Origin of the sequence: Algoriphagus sp. Y33, from assembly GCF_014838715.1 — a bacterium.
In the GTDB taxonomy this organism is placed as follows: domain Bacteria; phylum Bacteroidota; class Bacteroidia; order Cytophagales; family Cyclobacteriaceae; genus Algoriphagus.
Genome location: NZ_CP061947.1, coordinates 4342789 through 4366726, shown reverse-complemented (window position 1 = coordinate 4366726; position 23938 = coordinate 4342789). Strand labels below are relative to the sequence as shown.

The 23938-nt window shown below is 41.7% G+C and carries 21 protein-coding genes; 11 read left to right on the top strand and 10 right to left on the bottom strand.

The features are described from left to right. The first annotated feature begins 38 nt into the window (after positions 1–38). On the top strand, positions 39–629 hold the full coding sequence (locus ID165_RS17525) for a porin family protein (protein ID WP_192346486.1): 591 nt from the start codon (positions 39–41) through the stop codon (positions 627–629). A 102-nt stretch (positions 630–731) separates the two neighbouring features. On the opposite strand, the gene ID165_RS17520 is transcribed toward ID165_RS17525, so the two are convergent. The 6 genes from ID165_RS17520 to ID165_RS17495 form a co-directional block, all read right to left on the bottom strand. Beyond that, the gene (locus tag ID165_RS17520) at positions 732–1904 is read right to left on the bottom strand and encodes a hypothetical protein (protein ID WP_192346484.1); all 1173 of its coding nucleotides are present in this window, start codon (positions 1902–1904) and stop codon (positions 732–734) included. Further along, a complete protein-coding gene (locus ID165_RS17515) occupies positions 1901–3037 on the bottom strand; it encodes a hypothetical protein (protein WP_192346482.1) in 1137 nt (378 codons plus the stop codon). The genes ID165_RS17520 and ID165_RS17515 overlap by 4 nt, the downstream gene beginning before the upstream one ends. Beyond that, a complete protein-coding gene (locus ID165_RS17510) occupies positions 3034–4224 on the bottom strand; it encodes a hypothetical protein (RefSeq protein WP_192346480.1) in 1191 nt (396 codons plus the stop codon). The genes ID165_RS17515 and ID165_RS17510 overlap by 4 nt, the downstream gene beginning before the upstream one ends. An 88-nt stretch (positions 4225–4312) precedes the next feature. Beyond that, the gene (locus ID165_RS17505; protein ID WP_192346478.1) at positions 4313–5020 is read right to left on the bottom strand and encodes a gluconate 2-dehydrogenase subunit 3 family protein; all 708 of its coding nucleotides are present in this window, start codon (positions 5018–5020) and stop codon (positions 4313–4315) included. A 3-nt stretch (positions 5021–5023) separates the two neighbouring features. After that, positions 5024–6766 (bottom strand): GMC oxidoreductase, encoded by a 1743-nt coding sequence (locus ID165_RS17500; protein WP_192346476.1) that lies wholly within the window; start codon positions 6764–6766, stop codon positions 5024–5026. Between the two features lie 145 nt (positions 6767–6911). After that, a complete protein-coding gene (locus ID165_RS17495) occupies positions 6912–7322 on the bottom strand; it encodes an arylesterase (protein ID WP_192346474.1) in 411 nt (136 codons plus the stop codon). 240 nt (positions 7323–7562) lie between these two features. Between ID165_RS17495 and ID165_RS17490 the strand changes: the two genes are divergently transcribed. The 5 genes from ID165_RS17490 to ID165_RS17470 all read left to right on the top strand — a co-directional run bounded on the left by ID165_RS17490 (position 7563) and on the right by ID165_RS17470 (position 11379). Beyond that, positions 7563–8189: a hypothetical protein gene (locus tag ID165_RS17490; protein WP_192346472.1), complete on the top strand. Its 627-nt coding sequence runs from the start codon at positions 7563–7565 to the stop codon at positions 8187–8189. Positions 8190–8317: 128 nt separating this feature from the next. Further along, complete coding sequence (locus tag ID165_RS17485; RefSeq protein WP_192346470.1) at positions 8318–9349, top strand: hypothetical protein; 1032 nt, start codon at positions 8318–8320, stop codon at positions 9347–9349. A 20-nt stretch (positions 9350–9369) separates the two neighbouring features. After that, positions 9370–10050 (top strand): hypothetical protein, encoded by a 681-nt coding sequence (locus ID165_RS17480; RefSeq protein ID WP_192346468.1) that lies wholly within the window; start codon positions 9370–9372, stop codon positions 10048–10050. Positions 10051–10110: 60 nt separating this feature from the next. Next, entirely contained in the window at positions 10111–10830 is a 720-nt protein-coding gene (locus ID165_RS17475; protein WP_192346466.1) for a hypothetical protein, read from the top strand. Between the two features lie 60 nt (positions 10831–10890). Next, a complete protein-coding gene (locus ID165_RS17470) occupies positions 10891–11379 on the top strand; it encodes a hypothetical protein (RefSeq protein WP_192346464.1) in 489 nt (162 codons plus the stop codon). A 237-nt stretch (positions 11380–11616) separates the two neighbouring features. Here ID165_RS17470 and ID165_RS17465 read toward each other — a convergent pair whose 3' ends face one another. The 4 genes from ID165_RS17465 to ID165_RS17450 all read right to left on the bottom strand — a co-directional run bounded on the left by ID165_RS17465 (position 11617) and on the right by ID165_RS17450 (position 16415). Next, positions 11617–12306, bottom strand: a complete 690-nt coding sequence (locus ID165_RS17465; protein WP_192346462.1) for an arylesterase — start codon at positions 12304–12306, stop codon at positions 11617–11619. A 76-nt stretch (positions 12307–12382) separates the two neighbouring features. Beyond that, positions 12383–12649, bottom strand: coding sequence for a hypothetical protein (locus tag ID165_RS17460; RefSeq protein WP_192346460.1), 267 nt, complete (start codon positions 12647–12649; stop codon positions 12383–12385). Continuing rightward, positions 12636–13961 (bottom strand): PepSY domain-containing protein, encoded by a 1326-nt coding sequence (locus ID165_RS17455; protein ID WP_192346458.1) that lies wholly within the window; start codon positions 13959–13961, stop codon positions 12636–12638. The genes ID165_RS17460 and ID165_RS17455 overlap by 14 nt, the downstream gene beginning before the upstream one ends. 9 nt (positions 13962–13970) lie before the next feature. Further along, positions 13971–16415, bottom strand: coding sequence for a TonB-dependent receptor (locus ID165_RS17450; RefSeq protein WP_192346456.1), 2445 nt, complete (start codon positions 16413–16415; stop codon positions 13971–13973). 352 nt (positions 16416–16767) lie between these two features. On the opposite strand from ID165_RS17450, the gene ID165_RS17445 reads away from it, so the two are divergent. The 5 genes from ID165_RS17445 to ID165_RS17425 all read left to right on the top strand — a co-directional run bounded on the left by ID165_RS17445 (position 16768) and on the right by ID165_RS17425 (position 23754). Next, the gene (locus ID165_RS17445; protein ID WP_192346454.1) at positions 16768–17445 is read left to right on the top strand and encodes an ABC transporter ATP-binding protein; all 678 of its coding nucleotides are present in this window, start codon (positions 16768–16770) and stop codon (positions 17443–17445) included. Continuing rightward, positions 17438–19960 carry an ABC transporter permease gene (locus ID165_RS17440; RefSeq protein WP_192346452.1) on the top strand — a complete coding sequence of 841 codons (2523 nt, stop codon included), beginning with the start codon at positions 17438–17440 and terminating at the stop codon, positions 19958–19960. The genes ID165_RS17445 and ID165_RS17440 overlap by 8 nt, the downstream gene beginning before the upstream one ends. A gap of 384 nt (positions 19961–20344) precedes the next feature. After that, positions 20345–21790: a M48 family metalloprotease gene (locus ID165_RS17435; RefSeq protein ID WP_192346450.1), complete on the top strand. Its 1446-nt coding sequence runs from the start codon at positions 20345–20347 to the stop codon at positions 21788–21790. A gap of 69 nt (positions 21791–21859) precedes the next feature. After that, positions 21860–23173 (top strand): 30S ribosomal protein S12 methylthiotransferase RimO, encoded by a 1314-nt coding sequence (gene rimO / locus ID165_RS17430; protein WP_192346448.1) that lies wholly within the window; start codon positions 21860–21862, stop codon positions 23171–23173. Between the two features lie 179 nt (positions 23174–23352). Then, positions 23353–23754, top strand: a complete 402-nt coding sequence (locus ID165_RS17425) for a hypothetical protein (protein WP_192346446.1) — start codon at positions 23353–23355, stop codon at positions 23752–23754. Positions 23755–23938 lie beyond the last annotated feature (184 nt).

Genomic DNA, 23938 nt, shown 5'->3' with positions numbered 1-23938 from the left:
TATCGTTAGTTAGCATACTAAACCAATTACATACAACCATGAAAAAAATCATTCTTTCCTTCGCATTGCTTACAATTGTGCTGACAAGCTATTCTCAGGGGATCTATATAGGTCCAAAGGTGGGGCTTAGCCAAACAAAACTTGATCTTAAAAGTGATCAATTCAAAAACGGAGAATCAAAATTCGGATACCATTTAGGGGTTTTTGCCAGAATCAATCTGGTTGGTTTATATCTTCAGCCCGAGGTATTGTTTACCCAAACTCAAGGGCAGTTTTCATTCGATGCGGAAGACCAACCTATTCGGGAATATGATGCGGATTTTAACCGGGTGGATATTCCTGTAATGCTGGGCTTTAAGATGTTTAAACTGCTGAGAGTACAGGCAGGTCCAGTAGCGAGTATCAATGTGAACTCAAAGCTGAAAGAGGCTGGGGAAACGGTACGAGATGCGGATTTTAGGAGTGCAACCATTGGCTATCAGGCAGGCCTTGGACTGGATATTGGCAATCTGATAATTGATGCCAAGTATGAAAGTGCTTTGGATAAGTTTACGGGAAGCATGGCAGGTTTCAACACCGACCAGCGAACAAACCAGTGGATATTGTCGGTAGGTTTTAGAATATTCTAGGTGACTTTGATATGATATGGAAAAGCCCGGTTGATTGGGCTTTTTCTAGTTGTCCTCCAGAAGCAGGATGGAAGTGGTAGGAGTGAGGTCAATAATCTGTGTTTATTTGGCAACCAACCTTGTTTTATAAATCACGGAATAGTCATTTTCAGCTTCTGAGAAATTAAGAGAAAACCAGATTTCATCTTTTGAGATATATTTATCCAGCGTTCCGAGTATCTCATTTTTTGAGATGGGCGGGCTGATTTCTTTCCCGTCAAAGATAACCAATCCACCAACGTTGATTTTCCCCAACTCTTCCCATTGTTTGTTCATATCTTCCCCGGCCTTACTTGTGGCTTCGTTGTATTGATCTACTGTCAAGCCGGAAAGATAATCCACTAGAAACTGCTGATCCTCAATCGCTATGATTTTGTTAATCGTGCCTACATACAACTCACTTATATTGATGTTGTCATCTACTTGGTCACTTTTGGGCTCATTTTCGAAAAATGAGCTAAATGGGATAGGCTTTGTCGAACCCAATAAACTCAAATCTGAAAGAGGATAGGCAAAAATCTTTGGCTCGTGTCTATAGGCAATGTATAGACTATCCTTGCCAAGTGTGAACGTCGGGTAAAAGGAAAAGAATTTATAGGCTTTTTCTTCACTACTAAATTTGGAAGTGGCAGGGAATGGGATTGCTGGAGCATAGGTCTCAGTTTGTAGGTCTAGAACTTCGATGTGAGTGGATTTTTTCTGAAAGTCAATGCCTTGGCTGCCGAAATCATCCAAACCCCGTCCCGGGAGATTAAGGAAAAGCCGGTCTTCCTTTATGAATAAATTATCTGCACCGCCAATGATGATTTGGGCCCTCGGAGTAAAGTCCGGAGTGTATTTTTTCTGCAATTGGCCTTGAATGTTATACCTGTAAACTCCGGCAGTAGTAGGGATCAGAAACTCATTGCTAGTTAAGAACTTGCTTTTTCCATAGAGATTGGATTGATATTGGTTTGGCCCCTCACCACTCAACTTGTACTGATAAAGAATCTCACCCTCAATATCTGACACCAATATAGAATCTGTAGTTTGATCCCTTAAGAGAAGGAATTTTCCATCATGACTGATGTCCATCAGAGAGACATTGCCAAGGTAATCTACGACTAGAGAATCATAAATTTCGAATTCATAGCTCTGTTCAGCGACAGAAGCAGAAGATTTACTTTCTTCTTTTTCCCCTGAGCAGGCTAGTGCCAAGCTCACTAAAAGGAGATATAGGTAGGTTAGGTTTTTCATTTCTGTACCAATTGAAGTTTATAAAAAGTCAAGTAATCCTGCTCTTTGCCGATGAAATCGTCATTTCGAAGAGCATAGAAAGGTTTGGAGAGGGATTCGATGTTTAAGATAGGGCCAATCTTTGATGAAACTAAAACTTCATTGGACCAGCCAAAGTCATATTGATATACTTTGAGGTAAGTCTTTTTAAATTCAGGATATCGGTGGAAATTTTCTCTTTCTTTGAGCTCAAAGTTCTTGAAGGTATCACTGGTTATTCCACCATGATAATAAACGGTGAGGTGAGATGGATCCGAATAAATGGCATTAATACTCGCTTCATGTAGTTGCATGGATTGGGAATAGGATACGGGTTTCTTCTGTCCTGGAATTAACAGAAAATCAGAGGGAGAAAAATCCATACTTCTTATCCAGGAAACTGAATCCCCCATAGTATATACATGGACAAGGGGCTCATTAGATAAAGTGAGGTAAAGACTGTCGTTTTCAATTGTGAAGTTGATATAAGGACGGTCATGGAATTTATCAGTGGAAAATTTTGAGGTCGGAGGAATTCTTACAACTGGTTTTGAATCCTGGGTTTCCAGATCATATAGTTCTAGCAGCGGATAATCTCTGTAAAAGTGATTGATGTAGGGGCTGATTCCATCCCTTCCCGGATACCATAATAGGATTTTATTGTTCCAGAATTTGATGTTTTTCCTGTTGTATGCTCCACCGCGGGCTTCGCCTATGAATGGCATTTCTAGGCTTTTCTTTAAATTCAGGCTACTATCGAAGTGGTAGATGTCTCTAAAAGAAGTTGTGCCGTAATATTCACCTTGATTTTCAATCAAAGTCTCTAGCCAAAGGACAGTGCCAGGACCTTCTTGTGGGTATGTTTTTTTGATGAGGATATTGCCTGTAGAGTCAAATTTAATCAAAGTGTTTCCTTCTATGTTTTTTATAATTCCAACCCCTTTGTTAAATGTCCCTTCCACGATATCGGCCAGATAATCCACCTGAATCGAATCCACGATTTGTAGCTCCCATTCATTTGAAAATTCAGAAGCTTCTTCTTCGGTGTTTTCTGAAGAAGAGCATGCAAAGATGCTGGCGGTTGCAATAGTGAAAAAAAAGTGTCCGTATTTCATTTTTCAACCAGTTTCATTTTGTAGACCCTCAAAAAATCTTCTTCTACATCCTGGGCTGGGGCCTTTTGAAAGTAGATAAACTCTCTGTCAGCAAGATGTCCTCCATTATTTGTGTTTTTGGGATAGTCCAATTGTGCCAGAAGTTCTAAACTGTTCTCATCATAAATCAAAATGCCGGGAGGTGATTTTTCCTGCAGTTTTCTATAAAGAGCCATGCCTTCTTCTTCTTTTCCCTCACTCCATAATTTTTGAGCTTCCACCATTTCCACAGGATCGAGCCCGGGGAAATAGGAGATTAGTATTTTTCCACTCTGGACAAAAATATTTTTTATCGCAGCGTTTCCGCCGTTTACCGAAAAATTGCCTTCCGAGAGTTCTTCACGATCCACACCTTCTATCGGAAATAGATGTGGGATGTCAAGAGCTAAGGCTGTGTCAAGTGTAGCATTTTTGGGAGAAAAGTCATAAATCCAGACTTTCGGCTCCCCACCATGTGATAGATATAATTTTCCTTTGTTCTCTGCAAAAGCAGGTAGGTAATCGCTTTGAATAAATCCCTTGCCATTGCGGAACAGACTGCCTTCTTCAAAGGGGCCAAAGTCCGTTGTTTCACCGGTTTCCAAATTGACTATCTCCAGTGCTTTGTATGTGTCGTAAAACTTCTGCTCTCCAGCATAGGTATTTCTAGTTCTGATAGAATTCATTAGTAGGTAGGAAACACCCTCGAATTGGACTATTTTAGAGGTTTTGCCTGTTATAGACATAAATGCTGCCGCTCCCATGTCTTCAGGATGCTTTATCTTTTTTAGCATATTGCCTTCTTGATCATAGATAAAGACCCCGTTCATGCCAACTTGGATGAGCTTGTCATTTTCCCAAATTACAGGCAGATCAATCAAAAAACCGTAGGCATCCGGTGTGTCACCATTTTTTGAAAGTGTATCAAGGATTTCTCCGGATTTCTCTGAAATGATGATCTTTTTGGAAGGAAAATCAAAGAACGCAAATCGACTTCCCTCGGGATTGGTGGAAGCAAGGATAGGGGAACCTAAAAAATCAAGATCCAGCGAGTCCAGCAATTCAAATTCAAGTTTGAGGGAAGTGTCCCTTTCTGTTACATTCTCTTCAGGGCTTCCACACGCTGAAAAAAGGCCGAGAAGAATTAGCGAAAAAAAAGAATTGCGCATTTCAATTAACTAGTAGTTGATCTTTAAATTAAAAACAATATTCGAAAATCAATAAAAAAACTCAGCCTTTTGACTGAGTTTTAGTTTTTTAACCAATAACATTCCCTTCATCATCCCATTGGATTATCGTTCCCCGATCTTCAGGTTTGAGGTATTGAGAAATGTACTTTTCTTCCAGATGCATTCCATGCTTGTCCATTACTTCTTGAGGTACACCATCCCAAGCATTGGGCTTATTTCCAACATAGCCTATGTATTTCCAGCCAGCTTCGGTAGAGAAATATCCTGAGCATGTCAAGTTTCTTAGAGAATTAAACCAGCGTACACCACCATCATACTCGGGCTTTGCAGTATCCGGCCACGCTACCTCATCCACGATTTGCATTACTTCAGTTTCACTTAGCTCATTGAATGTTTTTCCAAATTTCTCATCGGCTTCGAAATCCAGCCACATCAACCCCCCGCGCATGGGGGTTTGATTTCCTGGCTGATCTTTCATCATAAACTCCATGAAATCCACCACGCCAATTTCCGTTGCAGCGGGGGACTCATCGTCTTTAGGCATAATGATGTCAACCAATGTGCTAAGCTTTTTTCGCTCATCGTCGGTGAAAAAGGTTTCAGAAAGTAATTCTTGATTGCGTTGTTTTTCTTCTTGAGTTCTACCTCCGATTGTGCCTGCATCCAGCAGTGCATTTTCCTGTAAAGACTGCTCTTCAGGCGAACATCCGGTAAGTAGGAAACCCGTACCAACTGAACCGGTAAAGAGTAGTTTGAGGTTTTCTCTTCTGTTCATGGCTTAAATATTTTTCTTTTTCAGTTCTGATACGATGTAATCTGATGTTCTCCAGCTTAGCGCTAAGATCGTCCAAGTGGGGTTTTTATCCGCTTGAGATACAAAAGATCCTGCATCTACTACAAACAAATTTTTGCAATCATGGGCTTGTGAATTAGAGTTAAGCACAGATGTTTTTGGGTTATTCCCCATTCTTGCTGTGCCCACTTCGTGAATGATTCTTCCGGGAGCAGCAAGACCATAGAGCGTATCTGCACCTGGTTTTGATCCTAATAATTTGGCTCCGGCACCAGTTAAGATTTCTTCAAAAGTATCTTGCATGTGCTTTGCTTGATTAATTTCCTGATCCGTCCACTTGTAATTAAAGCGGAGTACAGGAATGCCAAATTTGTCCACCACAGTTGGATCGATTTCACAGTAATTGTCAAATCTCGGAACACTTTCTCCACGGCCTGCCATTCCTACAGTGGATCCATAGATTTGGCGGATGTCTTTTTTCAGCCCTACTCCATAGCCTCCATTTGCACTTGGTTTTCCGAATTCGTCCGTGATGTATTTTCTCATTGAGTCCATTCCGTTACCTGCTCCGTAGCTAGGCTGACTCATTCCTCCTCCATATTCTATATGGTAGCCTCTGGCAAAATCAAGTTTTTTATTGTCCAGCCACCACGGCGTGTACATATGCATGCCACCTGTCCCGTCTTCATTGTAGCGGTCTCGACCCATCAAGTCTGGAATAATCCCTGATCTGCTGGCACCTGTAGAATCATGCAGGTAATGACCCAATACACCGGAACTATTACCGATCCCGTTTGGATGCGTCTTTGATATGGAATTTAGCATGATCCGGGATGTCTCACATGCAGATGCGCCAAGTACGACTACTCTGGATTTGAGTTTGTATTCTTTCATGTCTTTTACGTTGACAAAAGAAACGCCTGTAGCTTTTCCGGAATCATCAGTAGTGACTTTTCTTACCATGCTGTGCGTGTAGAGATCCACTTTTCCCTGCTTCATGGCAGGATGAACCAAGCATGTCCCAGCGGAGAAATCTGCATAAACCTGACAGGCACGGTTGCATTGGCGACAGAAAAAACAAACTCCACGCTCCTTATTGATCGGTCTGGTAAGCATAGAAAGCCGGGACGGAATCATCGGGATACTTGCGGCAGTTGTGCCTTTTTTTAGGTAAAGCTCATGGAGTCTTGGCTTAGGTGGAGGAAGAAAAAAACCATCGGGTTCATTGTATATTCCTTCTTTGGTGCCATAAACACCGATCAGTTTATCTACTTTATCGTAGTACGGCTTGACATCGTCATAGCCAATAGGCCAGTCATCACCCAGCCCATCTATGCTTGCTCGTTTGAAATCATTGGGGCCAAATCGTAAAGAGATTCTTCCCCAGTGGTTGGTTCTACCACCGACCATTCTGGACCGGAACCAGTCGAACTCTGACCCGTCTTTTCTGGTGTATGGTTCGCCTTCGATTTCCCAGCCTCCTATAGCAGCATCAAAATCTCCAAAAGGGCGGAGTTGAGTGCCTGCGCCTCTTCGTGGGGATTCCCAAGGAGGTCTAAGCTGGGTTCTGTCTTCTTCCTTAGCAGGGTCAAAATCTCCGCCTGCCTCAACAACTGCTACTGAGAGTCCGGCCTCAGATAGGATCTTGGAGGCCATTCCGCCGCCAGCTCCGGATCCAACGATAATGACGTCGTAAGAATCCCCGGGAGAGTTGATTTGAAAGCTCATTTTTTAAAAATTTTAATGAATGCTAAAATATAGCGTAAAAAATTAGATCAATGAAACTGACTTGCTACAACCTTGAACGCATGTTCCTTATATGGAATAATTCTTCTGAAATATCTTTAAAAAATTGACACTTTGAATCTATTACTTAAAGTGAGTTTTCAATGTAAGGCCAAATCGTCTCAAACACGATCTCATGCCCCTCTTCCGTAGGATGAATGCCGTCAGGAAGATTTAATTCCGGAATTCCCCCTACATTTTCCAAGAGAAAAGGGATTAAAACCACGTCTTTTTCGGCTGCTACGGCAGGGTACATGGCAGAAAACTCACCGGCATATTCCTGACCCATATTCGGGGGGATTTGCATGCCAGCCAATATGATTTTTGTTTCAGGGTATTTTGATCTGACCTTATCTATGATTTTAAGTAAATTGCTTTTAGTCTCAGTGAGTTTTATTCCCCGAAGCCCGTCATTTCCTCCAAGCTCTAGGATGAATACGTCAGGCTCATCTTCCAGAAACCAATCCAATCGGCTAAGCCCTCCTGCTGAGGAGGGCAACGCTTGGGTCTGCTTGCCAACTTATAAACAGAATAAATGTATTTTTTCTTTTAGAAAATCCAAAAACATACCCAGTACAGGGTATGTTTTTGGATGTGGAGAACACCTATTTTTGAGGAAATAAAAAAACACATTTTATGAAACAGTATTCTACACGCACTAACTCTTTGAATAGTTTTTTCTTTCTATACTGATTCTTTCCTTGTTGCGTCATTGACAGGCGGCTGACAACTAGAGCCCATGGAGGAAAAACTTACAGAGCCTGAAGTAAGAGAACAAAGTTCAAGTTCCTTCAAGATCCGGTCCGCTTCTCACTCAGACTTGCAGAACCTCGGACTCCAGATGCACAAGAGGCTGGGTGTACATGTGATTAAATCCGCTCAGCTCCGAGAGAATTCAGACTTTCTTTTTGATCTGGATGCCTCCTTCCTTACCCAAGACACCATCGCAAGAAAAACCTACACAGTCCCTTTTTTAGAAAAGAAAGATCGGTTCAGCATTTTCAATCTGGTAATGGTCTCCGACAGCTTGAATAAGCTACTGGATCAATACATCTTGAAGTATGAGTTCGATAGTCTTCAGTACCTATCATTTTTAGAAAGCGGGGATTTTCTTCAATCGGGAGCAACTATCAAACGGTATTCCTTTTCGAGCTTTTTCAATGATTCCAATCCGTTGCTGCTGGAGAGGTGTCAGGGGATATCGGATGCAAATGGGAATCCTGTGACTTGTGATCAGGTGACCATTAGTTCAGGATCTGGAAACGGCGGGGACGCGGAGGAAGTGGCGAAGCGTGGATTTCTCTCGAAGGCGGAGATGCATCAGGGGGTGGGGGGGGGGGAGGTTCCTCATGTACTTGGACTATAAGTTATACGCCTTGTGGATGTGATGGAGCGAGCCATACACACAATTGTGGATGCGGAAAGCAAGAAATGGTATTGACCGTTGATTGTACTGGCGCAAATTGGCGAAAGACGAATTCAAATGAATCGGGCTTGAGGACATGTATGGACTGTGAACTATCCGATTTTGGGACACCTGTTTTTACTAAAACCAAGGTTTCTTCATCCATCAATGCAAAACTAGGTGGGATTTTGAGCGATTTCCACTTACAATATTTAAGCAACAATACGGAATTTGCAAATGCATTATGGCAAGTGCTTTTGACAGATGGCAATCAGGATAACGAAGCGGCACTGTTTACCATAGCGGCGGGGATGAATGGCGCTTTGACAGGAGAATTCAATTCGACCTTTGGGTTAGCCATCGACGGGCTAATGACTGAATCTACAGCCGATTTTTCGAACGATATTATTTTAAGGCTGCTTCAAGCCTATTTTGAAATCAAATACGCAACCCTAAAATCAGCTAACCCAAGCTGGTCTGAAGAGAAGTTGTTTTACGAAACAGCCAAAGAGGCCATTCACCTTGGCTTGGATGGAATAGGCTTGATTGAAGGTTTTGGTATCCCCGCTGACCTGCTCAACGCCGGGTTATATTACTTAGAAGGAGACCGGGTAAATGGTAATCTCAGCCTTTTAGCAGCCACACCTGTTATCGGATTGTTTTCGACCACAGTAAAGGGAGCTCTTCGATTGAAAGGAATAATCCCAGGGACGACTAGACGAATCTCCCAGGTATGGGTAAAGGACGGTAGTCTAATTAAGTTTGGAGGAACACGGCTTCGAACTGCCATGGGGATAACTGATCCTTCTAAACATGCCCATCATATATTACCTTTGGAGCATGCAAACCATCCGTTAGTGCAAAAAGCAGCGAAGGCGAATGGTAACCCTTTTCACATTAATGAAATAAATAATGGCCTTGAAGTTCTGGCTACTCAAAATACTACTCATCCCACATATAATGCTTGGTTTTTAGAAAGACTAAATAGCTTTAATAGGATCTATCCGCGTGCAACACCAGAACAGGCCTATTCTTATATTAATCAGCAGATCTCTAAAGCAAGAACGGCTATTCAAAACTTACCTGCCAACGGAAAAATAAATGATGTAAAATGGGATTAAAATATTATCAACTTCAAATAATGAATGAAGCTAGAAGAGAATATGTTCAAGGAGAACAAAATATTTTGGGCTACATGGAATATGATGGAAATCCGAGCATTGGAATGGCGCCAGTCCAAAAAATCGCAGCAAGTTCTAGTGTTAAAGATTTTTACTCAGCTTCATCTGATTTAGGAAGTAGGAAAATCATATCCACAAGAGCTAAGGAGTTATTGGATGGTTTTAGGAATGATAATGTTATTTATTTAAGGTGTCCTTTGACTAGAGGATCTGTAAAACTAAATGACTTTTGGATTACTGATGTAATCAAATATGATGATCAAGAAGTAGACTTTGAGCTGTCTAAATTTAAGGTTTCCGAGGGATGGATAGAAAAAGAAGTAAATGGCATAGCTACAGAATTTGGGCAAAGAGTAACGGATATATCGTTTCATAATTTGGAAGAAATGAAAAATACTCAAGAGAAAAAGCTCAATTATTTAAGTTATATCCTTACCAAGAAATTGGTAATAAAGGAGAGATTTTCTTCGCCTTTCTTTTTTCTTAAAGTCTTTGGGATTTCCGATTTTATCGTTTGTGAGGAAATAAAAAACGAACTCCAAAAGCAAAAACTAGATAAGGGTGTTGAATTCAAGCCATTAGAACTGTCCGATAACGAGTGGTATGGCCCCAATGGCATTCGGAAACTGTATTATAAATAGTAAACTGAATCCAGCCCAGAGCAGTAATCCAACAGTAAAAATCAACAATCTGGATTTCTAATGAAATATTATGAAGTACATGTCATATACAATGTAGCAAAAATCAAATATGATTCTGGTTTTGATGAACAAGACCTGATAATGGGGGCTCAAATACCGGAAGTGCAGGATTTGTCTAGTTACAATATCCATACCCAAGTAGTGTCTGCTAGAGGAAAACTACTGGATATTTATAAACCTTCTTCAAATCTATCGATGAGGGTTATATTGTCCGATCGGGCAAAATTGCTTTTAGAATCCTACAGAAAAGGAAACATCCGGTTTTATCCCTGTCCGATATTGCGTGGAAAAGAGAGGGTGTTAGATTATTGGATCACGGATATAGTGATTTTTGATGATGAATGGGTGGACATTCCCAGATCTACTTTCTTTTTTAAAAAGAGGAAATTAATTGGTTCAGAAGATGAAACACCAAGAAAATATGAAAAAACCGAGCAAATCATTCAATTCAATGATTTGTTTGAACTCAAAGAATTTAAGGAAAAGGAAATGTGGTACATGGATGAACTAAGACCTTATAGGATTTTAATCAAGGAGGGTTGCCCACACCATATTTTGTCCATCTATACCACTGCTCCCAGGTGTTTAATCGTCTCCGAAGAATTAAAAAATGAACTCCAAAAACAAAAAATGGATAAAGGATTAGAATTCAAGCCCCTGGAAATCTCTGGCCCAGAGTGGTATGGTCCCAATGGTCTGAGACAACAGTATTATAAATAAACAGAATCCAGCCCAGAGGTAATCTGAGCTGGATATTCATTTGAAGTTAATTTTAATCCGATGAAACAAACTAGCATACCTAGTCTTGAAGAATGGGTAGATTCTGAGCCAGAACTGAATAAGAAAACTACTGAATTATTCGAATCTGACTTGTCCATAGAAGTACAGGCCAGAGAGGCACTTCATTATTTAGTACAGGTCTATGGTCTTCCTCTAACTCCGCTGGATTTAGTGGATAGGGAAGAAGAAAGCGAGGGAGATTCCTCATGTCCACCGATTTCAGTATTTGAGCAGATCGCCCAGCTTCTTTTCGTAGATCCCGAAAATAACGATCCCCGGTATCTGGTGATTAATTCAGCTTATTTGATCAAACACAAGCTGACCATCGATATGACCCAAGAACTGGAAGAGTTTTTAGGAAAAAATGAACTCCAAGGTTTGGGCTATCGAGGGGAAGATATTCTGACAGCCGAATTGCTTCCGGTTAAAATGGGGGAAAGCTGGTCTGAATTGGGATGTAGATTCTTTATCAAAGACGATGTCAGCTAATGTATGATTGCATTCTTACTAAGTAGCCCAATTTTGTAACCTCTTCAAGGTAGAGATCGCTGACGATGGAGTTTTGGCTGTAGGCTTTTGAAGATTATTTCACCTTTTCTAATTCCACGTTCCATTTACCGACTAAGAAGGGGAAAGTCATATTAAACTTTTATAGTAATATTCTTTTCAAAAATCTTATATCCCTTCTGGAGGCAATCATTCACTAAAAAGGGTCTTAGATTGAATTTACAAAGCCTGCTCTATGTAAGGCCAAATCGTCTCAAACACGATCTCATGCCCCTCTTCCGTAGGATGAATGCCGTCAGGAAGATTTAATTCCGGAATTCCCCCTACATTTTCCAAGAGAAAAGGGATTAAAACCACGTCTTTTTCGGCTGCTACGGCAGGGTACATGGCAGAAAACTCACCGGCATATTCCTGACCCATATTCGGGGGGATTTGCATGCCAGCCAATATGATTTTTGTTTCAGGGTATTTTGATCTGACCTTATCTATGATTTTAAGTAAATTGCTTTTAGTCTCAGTGAGTTTTATTCCCCGAAGCCCGTCATTTCCTCCAAGCTCTAGGATGAATACGTCAGGCTTTTCTTCCAGAAACCAATCCAATCGGCTAAGCCCTCCGGCAGTAGTTTCACCTGAAAGTCCGCCGTTGATTACTCTATAGTTCAGTCCTAGGCTATCTATTCTCTCTTGAGTCAAACCTGCAAATCCATCTTCGGGATCGATCCCATAGGCAGCGGTCAAGCTATTTCCAAAGAACAGGATTATTTTCTCATCAGAATTCTCTTCTACCGATTTCTCTAGGACGGTTTCGGATTGGGTGGTCTCTGCTTTTTTCTCAGCGCATGAAATAACTGTCAATCCAAAAAATAGGAGAAGCACTGAAGGAAATAAATGGTTAAGATTGAATTGCATATGATGAGAATTGTGAAATGTAAAACTATATACCCAAAAGGATTTTAAGGCAAAAGGTTCAAGAAAAAGCAGAGTTTTACACGGGGCAGAATAATATTACCAAAGCAACTACAGAAAGTAAGAGACAGAAGCCTTGGAAATAGGGGTTTCGAAATTTGATAGAACTGGCCAAAAAGGCTGTTGCAAGACCGGAGATCAAGAGGGAGAGAAAAGAAGTTGACCGTGGAACATCAAGCATAAACCACTTGTCCAGTTCATAAAGCATGAATACACCAAAGAACGAAAGAAAACAGAGATTCAATGGCAATAGATAATGTTCTGTTAGCTGTTTATCCTTTTTCATGAATCGTTTCTTTTGATAAGTTTTCTTTCTTCCAATAGTTGTAAAGTTGATAGGAAATAAAGCAGAACAAGAAAATATAAACTGCGGGAGTCATCAGCATAGTTGCGTACGCATAACCTATAAATACTGCGATCAAGCCCAAAAAAACAATAAGGGCTATAGTTGAAATAGAATAAATAAAGATGGTCTTTTTCACCAGATCTTTTTCCTCGCCCGTTTTTTTCTTGCGAATCAGATAAATGAAAAAGCCGGTAATGGAAAGAACTCCGGAAGTAATGGCAAGCAATGCATAGGTGATTTTTAGAAAAATCCCCCCAAATCTCCCAAAGTGCAATCCTTCCTGAATGTAATAGAATTTGTCGGAGAATGCCTGCTCTCTGATATCATAAACATCCAAAATTTCCAGTGATGTTTTATCGAGAACCAATTTGGAAATATGGGGTTCAAACGGCAAATGACCGGCATCTCCCTTCACCTCGATTGTATTTGTGCCGTTTTTTGAAGGAATGACCTGTGTAGGTGTGAATTCGGGGATTTGGGCTTTTGCAATTTCTACCGCTTTCCAAAAATCGTATTCTTGGTCAATGTCAATCTCTGGATTTGAGATTTTCTCCGATCTTACAAAAGTATTAGGAGCTTTGATGTCAAAAGCTTTGATCAAAACCGGCTGAAGTCCCAGCCATGCACCGGTTCCGGCAATCATCAGATTGAAAAGCAGTGCGGCCATTCCTATCATCTTGTGCCAATCTGCCATCAAAATCCGAAGGTTCTTTTGTCTGATTGCACCGAAAATCTGATTTTTCATGAATTGCCCATAGATCAGTAATCCCGTAATACACAATATAAATAATCCTATTCCGGCCAGACCTACGAGTTGTCTACCCCACCAGGAATCCATAAGCCGTACATGGATTTGCCTCAAATAATTGGAGAGGCTGTCTGTGTGGGATTTTTGACCTAAGATCGTCCCTGTGTATGGATTGATGAAAACCTGGATTCTTTGGGAGTCCTTTGCTCCTGCATCATAGAAAATATCCAATATCAGCGGATCAGCGGCTTTTGCAGGCGGCATTGCTCCTAAGACCCTGAAATCCGGATTTTCCAGTTGCACCTGGGATATTATCCCATTCATTGGAACGTAAGAATCCCCGGTTTCTTTAAGTTCATACCCGCGCTCCAGAAATGCATCGATCTCAGGGATGAAAACGGCAACAGCGCCAGTCAAACTGAGCGCTGCAATGACGATTCCGACGTAGAGTCCGATCCATTGGTGGATCTTCCAAAGAAGGTTTTTAGATTTTTTTGCCGCCACTTTTCAGGGTTAGAAAGAGAAAGTAATTGTTCCTAATACATTTCTGGGTGCGCCTGGAAATAATCTGAGGTAGTCGTATCCTCCCACCCAGTGTGTTTTGTCGGCCAGATTGTTGACATTCAGTTGCAAGCGTACGTTACCGGTCGTATAGAACAGTGCCGCATTCATCAGTGAGTATCCAGGGATGGTTTGTGTTGCATTGAGCGAAAGGTTTCTTTCTGTTACGAAGTTTGCTCCAAATCCCACTCCCAATCCTGTCAAAGAGCCTTGGTCAAACTCATACTTCGTCCATAGATTGCCTTGGTGTTTTGGAGCATTTGGCTTTTGTCTGTTAAGATCTTCCTCATTTGGGCTTTCTGTGATTTCAGCCACGTTGTAAGCGTAAGAAGCCATTACGCTCCAGTTCATCAGAATTCTTCCGGTCACGTCAAGTTCCACCCCTTTGGCTGATTCTTTGCCGATTTGCTGAAGTAAGTCGATCTCTCCCGGTACAGGATATAACGTGTTCCGCTGATCGATTTGATAAACGCCTGTAGTCAGTTCAAGTCTTTTATTGAACCAATCGGATTTCATTCCAAATTCAACCATAGAGCTGATCAATGGATCAAATGGGCCTCCCGCATTTGGATTGGAGATAGTGGATGCCGTCTGCGGATTGTAGCCTTCCACGTAAGTACCGTAAAAATTTATATGCTCGTTGGCTTTGAATACCAAACCAAACCGGGGAAGCAAGACATTCTGGTTTACTTTTTCTTCCTCCACTTTTTTGTAGTTTTCATAGTCGGTATAAACTTCATACCTAAGTCCTATCATCGCTTCCAATTTCCCAAAGCTGATTTGATCCTGTATATAAAAACCATTTAATTGGTAGCGTGTGGGGTCGTAACTTCTTTGAGCGTAGAAATACTTTGACATATCCTGCATGGTCTGGGAAGCGATAGGATTCTCTAAGTCAAAATGGGGAACATTGGGAATTGGGTTTCCATTGGCGTCAAGTAGGTAATTTTCCCTGTTTGCTGGGTTGTAGCTCGAAATAAAGCCGGTATTTGTCGCATTTCTATATCCATTTGCAGTCAATTGTGAGCCACCGGCAGGCAGCGTCTCCTGAGCATAATCGTATCCAACTACGAGCTTATGGGATACTTCGCCTGTTTTTTTCTGAATATTGAAATAAGCAGACAGATTGTCGACAAACCGGGTTCTCTTTCTGATGAAAACCTGACGGGCTACCATAGTTCCTATGGTATTCCCATCTCCGTCCACGGCGTAGCTGTTAGAAGACCGATGCTCCGTAAGATCCTCATTGTAGCCGGTTTTCATGTAGGAAGCATTGAAACTGATATCCTTGCTGATTTGATGGTTTAGCGATGTAGTTATCGTGTAAGTTTGTTCTTTCAAGAAATCATTTGCAGTATTTAAGGATCTTGAAGTAGGAGTAGAGTAAAGATCATCTTCAAAAGTAGACTGCCCCCTATCCAATCGGCTGTTGGAATTATTGAATACCAAATCCAAATTCACACGGGTTTTTTCGGATGCAATGAAAGAAAATGAAGGCGCTACCACGATGTTTTTGTCAAACTGCAAGTCTCTGAAATTCTGGGTGTCTTCGTAGCCAAGGTTTAATCTGTAAAGCAACGTCTTTGACTTATTGGCAGGGCCTGTGAAATCAGCCAATCCCCGAAAATTATTGAAACTCCCAACTGAGAAACTCAAGCTGTTTCTATTGATGTCCAATGGTTTTTTTGTTACCCGATTTACCACTCCCCCTGGACTTGCATTTCCGAAAAGTGCCGAAGAAGGGCCTTTCAATACTTCTACTCTTTCCAAATAATTGATCAGTGGCTGCTTCCAAAATCCGGAAGTGGAGCGCATGCCGTTTACCAGCTGGGTATTGCTTCCACCGTTGATTCGGAAACCACGGATGGTGATGTCGTCATAAAAAGTGAACTGACTTACTCCCGAGAAGTTTTTGACAGTTTCTCCCACGCGCATCAGTCCTTGATCCAAAATTAATTCTTTGGTTACATAAGAAACTGATTGTGGCAAATCTTTGATATTAGTCTGAGTTTTGCTCCCTAGAAAAGTGGCAGTGTTTTTATAACCTTCTTCTTTCCTACCTAGGATCTCTACTTCCTGTAGGTTGGACGTTTCTTCTTGCAGCTGGAAGCTTCTTGTGAAAATTGGCTTGTTGATAATTATTTTTTCATTGACAGTGTTGTATCCAATGAATGATAATTTCAATTGATACTCTCCCGGCTTGTCGAAAACAAGGGAATAATTCCCATCAATATCTGTAACTGTGCCAAAAGAAGTGCCGGCAACCTGGATGCTTGCACCGACCAAAGGTTCTCCGCCGATCGCTTTAATGGATCCCCGTAATTCGTAGACGGACTGGCTATAGGCACCTATAATACTTAGGAAGTATATGGTCAAAAGGGTAGAAAATCCTTTCATATGTTTATAATTGTTTTTAATGTAATCCCGCATGGTAGATAATCATTCCGATGTGTGACGTACTGAGATATGCCTTACTTTATTTAGATTGATTATTGATAAGGCAAAAGTATGTCAAGGATTTGAAAAAAAGCATCTTATCTGGATTTATTTTAAATAAAATTAACGGACGCGCTTTCGGATCTATGCGCATTTGAAGAAATGAACCCATAATTGCCTTCAATTCAGTTGTTTTTCGATTCGGAATAATACCATTTGCGGGTTTGTAGCGGGAATGCTATCTTCAAATCAACCATAGCGAAGTTTTTTCGTTAAGCCTTTTCATACCCTTTATTGACTCCCATTACAACACATGAATATTTTATCAGTATCAAACCTGAGTAAGGTTTATATAAGCGGCAGCAGAAAACTGACTGTTTTGGACGAGGTGACTTTCAACATCAAAGAAGGAGAAATAATATCGATTGTAGGACCGTCAGGCAGCGGTAAGACGACGCTCTTAGGACTTTGCGCCGGCTTGGATTCAGGCTCTACCGGTAGTGTTGTATTGGCAGGCAAAGCACTGGAGACGCTTTCGGAGGATCAGCGAGCAGCTGTAAGAAATCAAAGTGTTGGTTTTATTTTTCAGAATTTTCAGCTGCTGCCTACTCTTACTGCGCTGGAAAATGTGATGGTGCCTTTGGAGCTGAAAAAGCGAAAGGATGCTCGCCAGAAAGCACAGGAACTTCTTGGCAAAGTCGGTTTGGGTGATCGAGGGACACATTATCCCACGCAGCTTTCCGGTGGAGAGCAACAGCGCGTTTCTATTGCCAGGGCGTTTGCCAATGAGCCTAAAATCCTTTTTGCGGATGAGCCAACCGGAAATCTGGATACAGAAACGGGAGAAATGATCGAGAAATTGATTTTTGATCTGAATAAGGAAGAAGGAACTACACTGGTGCTGGTTACACATGATCTGGAACTGGCGGCCAAAACGCAGCGCATTATTCATATTAAGGGAGGAAAAATACAGGAGGGTGCAAATGCCTGATTTCGGATGGATTATAAAGATGGCTTTTCGGGATTTTCGGAAAAACATCTCTAGACTTTTGCTTTTTGTCTCATCAATCGTAGTCGGAATCGCCGCTTTGGTGGCAATCAGTTCCTTTGGTGAAAACCTCACTGCGGACATAGATAATCAAGCCAAAGAGCTTTTGGGGGCTGATTTGGTTTTGGAAAGCAACAAGCCGATTGGAGGGCAGTCAATAGATAGCGCGGCTACTCAAATGGCTTCTGAAGTCAATTTTGCCAGTATGGTCGCCTTTCCTGAGACGGGAGCAAGCCGACTGACACAAGTTCGGGCGCTTGAAGGAGATTTCCCTTTTTACGGTTTTTTAGAAACAATTCCGACTTCAGGGGATGCGAATTTCCGCGACGGAGGGAAAAAGGCATTGGTGGAAAAGACCTTGATGGCGCAGTTCAATGCCGAAGTGGGAGATCAGATCAAAGTAGGAGAGGTGCTTTTTGAAATAGTAGGAGAATTACAAAAAGTACCGGGTCAAACTGGAATTACAGCATCTGTTGCACCTGCGGTCTACATTCCCAAGGCCTATTTGGATGAAACAGGATTGGTACAATACGGCAGTAGGGTCGAGTATAGCAAGTATTACCAATTTGCATCGGGGACAGATGTGGAGGCACTGATCAAACCCTACGGGGATCAATGGGAAGAAGACCGTGTGGATGCTGATACTGTAGAAGACAGAAAACGTTCCACTGGTCGTTCATTTGCAAACCTTTCCAATTTTCTAAGTTTGGTGGCTTTTATTGCATTATTGCTAGGCTGTGTGGGGGTGGCAAGTGCGGTGAATGTCTTTGTGAAAGAAAAGTTGTCTTCGGTAGCCGTATTACGTTGTTTGGGAGTTTCTTCAAGGGATGTATTGCTGATTTACCTGACTGAGATTATGATTATGGGTTTAGTGGGAGCAATACTGGGAGCTTTTCTGGGCACTTTACTGCAGTTTGTATTACCTACTGTATTTGCCGATTTTCTTCCGGTGGAAGTTTCCTTTGGGATTTCCTGGCTCTCTGTGGGTTTCGGGATTATTACAGGATTATTCGTTTCTGTACTTTTTGCGTTATTGCCTCTACTGAAAGTGAGAAATGTCTCTCCAATGGCAACGCTAAGACCCGAAACCGGTGATTCTACTTTGTTGAAAGATCCGTTGCGTTGGTTGGTTATTGTGGGAATTCTTACCTTTATCTGGATTTTTAGTTTTTACTTGTTGGATAGGGTTGATTTCGCTTTTGGTTTTACCGGATTCGTGGTGTTTGCTTTCGGGATTCTCTGGGGAGTAGCCCAACTGATTATCTGGGCGGTTAGACGGTTTTTACCTATCTCTTTCGAATATACGTTGCGTCAATCTTTGGCGAATCTGTATAGGCCAAACAACCAAACGGTGTCGTTGATTGCAACCATAGGACTGGGCACAGCGATGATTTCCACCTTGTTTTTCCTACAAACCCAACTGCTGGAGGAAGCCAAGTTTGCGGACAAGGAGGATCAGCCGAATATGTTGCTCTTTGATATTCAGACTGCCCAACTGCAAGATGTAAAAGCTAAAATAGAATCGCGTGATCTTCCGATCATGCAGGAGGTTCCCATTGTGACCATGCAGTTGAGTGAAATCAATGGGGTGGATAAAAAGGAAAATGAAGAGCTGTCTGATGAAGAGAATTATTCCCGCTGGCTTTATAATAGGGAGTTTCGAGTGACTTATCGGGACACACTTATTTCTTCAGAAAAACTCACTAAAGGTGAATTGATTCCTCTGGGTGCGCGGGGTGACAGCATTTTTGTTTCCTTCGAAAGCGGTTTTGCCACGGGCAATGGGATGAAAATAGGGGATGAGGTAGAATTCAATGTGCAAGGGAGGGCTATCAAAACTTACATAGGGAGTCTCCGTGATGTGAAATTCACGCAGGTTTCTACCAATTTTCTGGTGCTCTTTCCTGAAGGAGTGTTGGATCAGGCGCCTAAATTCCACGTACTGATTACCAAAACCAAAAATGACCGGGAAGCTGCTGATGTACAGTCTGAAATTGTACGGGAATTCCCGAATATTTCCATTATTAACTTGGGGACTATTGTGGAGACGCTGGAAGAAATCTTGGGAAAAATCAGCTTTGTGATCCAATTCATGGCGTTTTTCAGTATTGCCACGGGAATATTGGTACTGATCAGTTCACTGATCATCAGTAAGTATCAGCGGATGCGGGAGAGTATTCTACTAAGAACTCTCGGTGCCAGTTCTGCTATTGTAAGTAAAATCAATACACTGGAGTACTTCTTTTTGGGAAGTTTGGCATCGTTGTCAGGGATTATTCTGTCCTTTGGAGCGACTTGGCTATTGAGTGAATTTGTGTTCAATATTTCATTCCGGGGAGCTTGGTTAGAAGCATTATTTCTTTATCTGGCTATCACAGGTTTGACGATTATTCTGGGATGGCTTAATGGAAGGAAGATTATCAATCAGCCACCAATGGAGATATTGAGAGGGAATTAAGATAAGATATGATTATACGCAATGATGCCAGTGGCATCATTTTATTTGGTTTCCTGACAGGAAGGCCCTGCCCGTCAGGTGGGGATGGCGGATGACCCGCCGCAGCGAGGCAGTCCGAAGTAGCCTAAAAGGAATTAGGGAAAATGGTCTTCAAAAAATTGAGGCTTTTAAATTGAAAACCGAAGCATTAGATTGTCTTTTGAACTTATCAAGGAATATAGCCACCGTGAGTACCCCAGTCGTGGCTTTCCCAGAAGAAATTTTTCTTTTCTTAACATAGAAAAAACCACTTTTGTAAGTGAAGAAAAACTACTTTCATTTCCTGATCAATTGGAATGAATTTTTCCTAACTAATTATAAACTAAACGCTAAACATATGAACCTATGAAAACTTTCAAGGACGTCCTTAACTTCTGTTCAGTGTTGATACTTTTGAGTTTAAGTTCTTGCGCAACCAACCCTGTCACAGGTAAAAAGCAGGTTGTATTTATGTCTGAAGCTCAAGAAGTTGCTATGGGGAAGCAGTCGGACCCTGAAATTGTCGCCTTTTTTGGGCTATATGAAGACCCCCAACTCCAAGAGTTTATTACTGCCAAAGGAAATGAAATGGCCGCAATCTCCCACCGGCCAAATTTGGAATATGAGTTCAAAATAGTGGATTCGCCGGTCATTAATGCTTTTGCAGTCCCGGGCGGTTACGTGTATTTTACACGTGGTATTATGGCGCATTTCAATAATGAGGCGGAATTTGCGGGCGTTTTGGGTCATGAGATTGGTCATATTACGGCTAGACACTCAGTGATTCAGCAGCGGAATCAATTATTCGGTCAACTGGGACTCTTGGCAGGGATTATATTGGTACCTGAATTGGGACAGTTTATGGATCCTTTGTCCCAAGGAATGCAGCTGGCATTATTGAAATTTGGAAGGGATGCAGAGCGTCAATCCGATAAACTAGGAGTGGAATACTCCTCCCAAATCGGGTATGATGCCGTGGAAATGGCTGGTTTTTTCGAAACGCTCGAAAGACAACAGGGAAATTCAGGGGCAAGTGAAATCCCACCTTTTCTCTCAACACACCCTTCTCCTGACGAAAGGAATGCCACTGTGGAAAACCTTGCGAGGAACTGGCAGCAGAAATCAGGCATTGCCAAATTTGAGGTAAATAGAGATAGTTATCTGCGGAAAATTGACGGACTGGTAGTGGGTGAAGATCCGAAGCAGGGATTTGTGGAGAACAATACCTTTTACCATCCGGTCCTGAAAATCCAGTTTCCGATTCCGGCAGCCTGGGGTCATCAAAACACTCCTCAACAGTTTCAAATGGCACCTAAGGCAGGAGATGCGATTATGATGCTCACGTTTGCCCAGGGGGCTACCTTGGAGGAAGCTGCAAATGCAGTTTTGGAAAAGTATAAGCTCACCAAGGTGGAATCTAAGAAAGAGACCATCAATAAACTGCCTGCTCTAGTCATGGTGGCCGATCAAAAACAGGAGCAGGGCACCATTCGTGTTCTTTCGACGCTAATTCAGTTTGACGGGAATATTTACAGCCTGATGGGGATTGCAGACCTTACAAAGTTTGACTCGTATCAGCCCGTTTTTCAAAAGACCATGCGGGATTTTCAGGAATTGCGGGATTCGGAGAAACTAAATCGCAAACCTGATATTATCAAAATCAAAACAGTTCCCCGGCAAATGACCTTACAGGCAGCTTTTCAGCATTTTGGCATGGCCACTGAGCGCTTTGAAGAACTCTCCCTTCTCAATGGGATGCGGTTAACGGATCAAGTGGAAAAAGACATGTTAATCAAAGTCATCGGGAAATGATGGATATAACTTTAATCCCGTATTAGCGCTTTTTTGCATACCTTTGCAGCCTTAAAAAGTAGGAAAACTGTGAAAGCGAGAACGTTAAAAAAAGACAAAGTCAATATTGTAACCATGGGGTGCTCCAAGAATCTTGTTGATTCTGAAGTGCTTCTCACCCAGCTTAGAGGAAACGGGATCAATGCCAGCCATGAGTCGGGTACTGATGATAACAATATTATCATCATCAATACCTGTGGGTTTATAGACAATGCAAAGCAGGAGTCAATTGATACCATTTTGCAATATGTAGATGCCAAGGAGCAGGGCTTGGTGGACAAAGTCTATGTGACAGGATGCCTTTCGCAACGCTATAAAGATGACCTGGAAAAGGAAATTCCCCAGGTTGATGCATTTTTTGGGACTAGAGATTTACCTGCTATACTGAAGAAATTCAAGGCAGATTACAAGCATGAACTGGTGGGAGAGCGGCTTTTGACGCATTCTTCACATTATGCTTACATGAAAATTTCGGAAGGCTGTGATAGACCTTGCTCTTTTTGTGCAATTCCTATTATGCGTGGAGGACACATCTCTAGACCTATTGAAGAGTTGGTCAAGGAAGCAGAACATAAAGCTGCGGGAGGCACGAAGGAATTACTTCTAATAGCCCAGGATTCCACCTATTATGGGTTGGATATCTACAAAAAGAGAAATCTTGCTGAATTGATGCGAAGGCTTTCTGATGTCAACGGAATCGACTGGATTCGTTTGCACTATGCATATCCTACAGGCTTCCCGATGGATGTGATCGAAGTAATGAAAGAGCGGGACAACATCTGTAATTATCTGGACATTCCTTTACAACACGGTTCTACGGATGTGCTGAAAGCCATGCGTCGTGGTACCACACGCGAAAAACAGGAAAACTTAATCCATAGCATCCGGGACATTCTTCCTGATATCGCCATCCGAACTACACTGATCGCGGGTCATCCAGGTGAAGGAGAGAAAGAATATCAGGAGATGGTGGACTTCGTGGAGCGGATGAAATTCGAACGTTTGGGTGTATTTACCTATTCTCATGAGGAAAGTACGCATGCCTATACGATGGAAGACAACATTCCTCAGGAAGTGAAGCAGGAGCGTGCGAATAATCTGATGGAGATCCAGGAGCAGATTTCTTACGACCTAAATCAGGAGAAAATAGGCAAGACTTTCAAAGTGTTGATCGATAAAAAGGAAGGCGGCCATTTCGTAGGCCGTACCGAGTACGATTCTGTAGAAGTGGATAATGAAGTGCTGATCGATGCTTCGAAATACTATTGCCGGGTTGGAGATTTTGTGAATGTGAAAGTGACCGATGCGACAGAGTTTGATCTGTATGCGGAGGTGGAGGGATAAAGATAATTAGTTCTCTTCTGGAAGATCCGGGGGTGGCGTACAATGAGTACTGCTTCTGGAGAAGTAGCAACAAAAGGAAAACTATACGTTTCATAGTGTTTCTCATGAATTAGCATTTTCTTTATTTTTATACTCCAGATTTCGAAGCAGCATTTAAGTAACTTTTAAAACTGATTTTTATGAGGTCTTTCCGGGTTTCTGATCAGCATGCAGTTTATTTTTTGACTTTAGCCATTGTGGATTGGATAGATGTTTTTACTAGGAAGGAATATAAGATAGAAGTAGTTGATAGTCTAAGCTTCTGTGTGGAAAGAAAATCAATTGAATCCAGAGCAACATGGATGTTGAAAGCTTTTAGGGAAAAGGGGGCTAATCAAAGTAGAATAACAAATTATAAGTTTTGGATAGATGGATTACATGCTATAGCGATAGAATCAAATCATTTTTTTGAACAGAAAATGCATTACATTCATCAAAATCCGGTTGAAGCTATGATTGTAGAAGAGGCGGAAGAGTATCTATTCAGTTCTGCGAGGGATTATGCTGGGAAAAAGGGTTTGGTGAAAGTTGAGCTATATTGATTTCGTTAGCCTTTTAATTTGAGTACTGCTTCAGGAGAAGCAGTACAACTACAAAAGGGTTAGTTAAGGTTGGACTTTACTGATTCAAACGTCCAGCTTCTGGAGAAGCAGCACAGCGGGGAACAGCGGGGAACACAACTAACAAATGAGATTGATTTTTGCCGTCTCCCGTCATCTCCCTAAT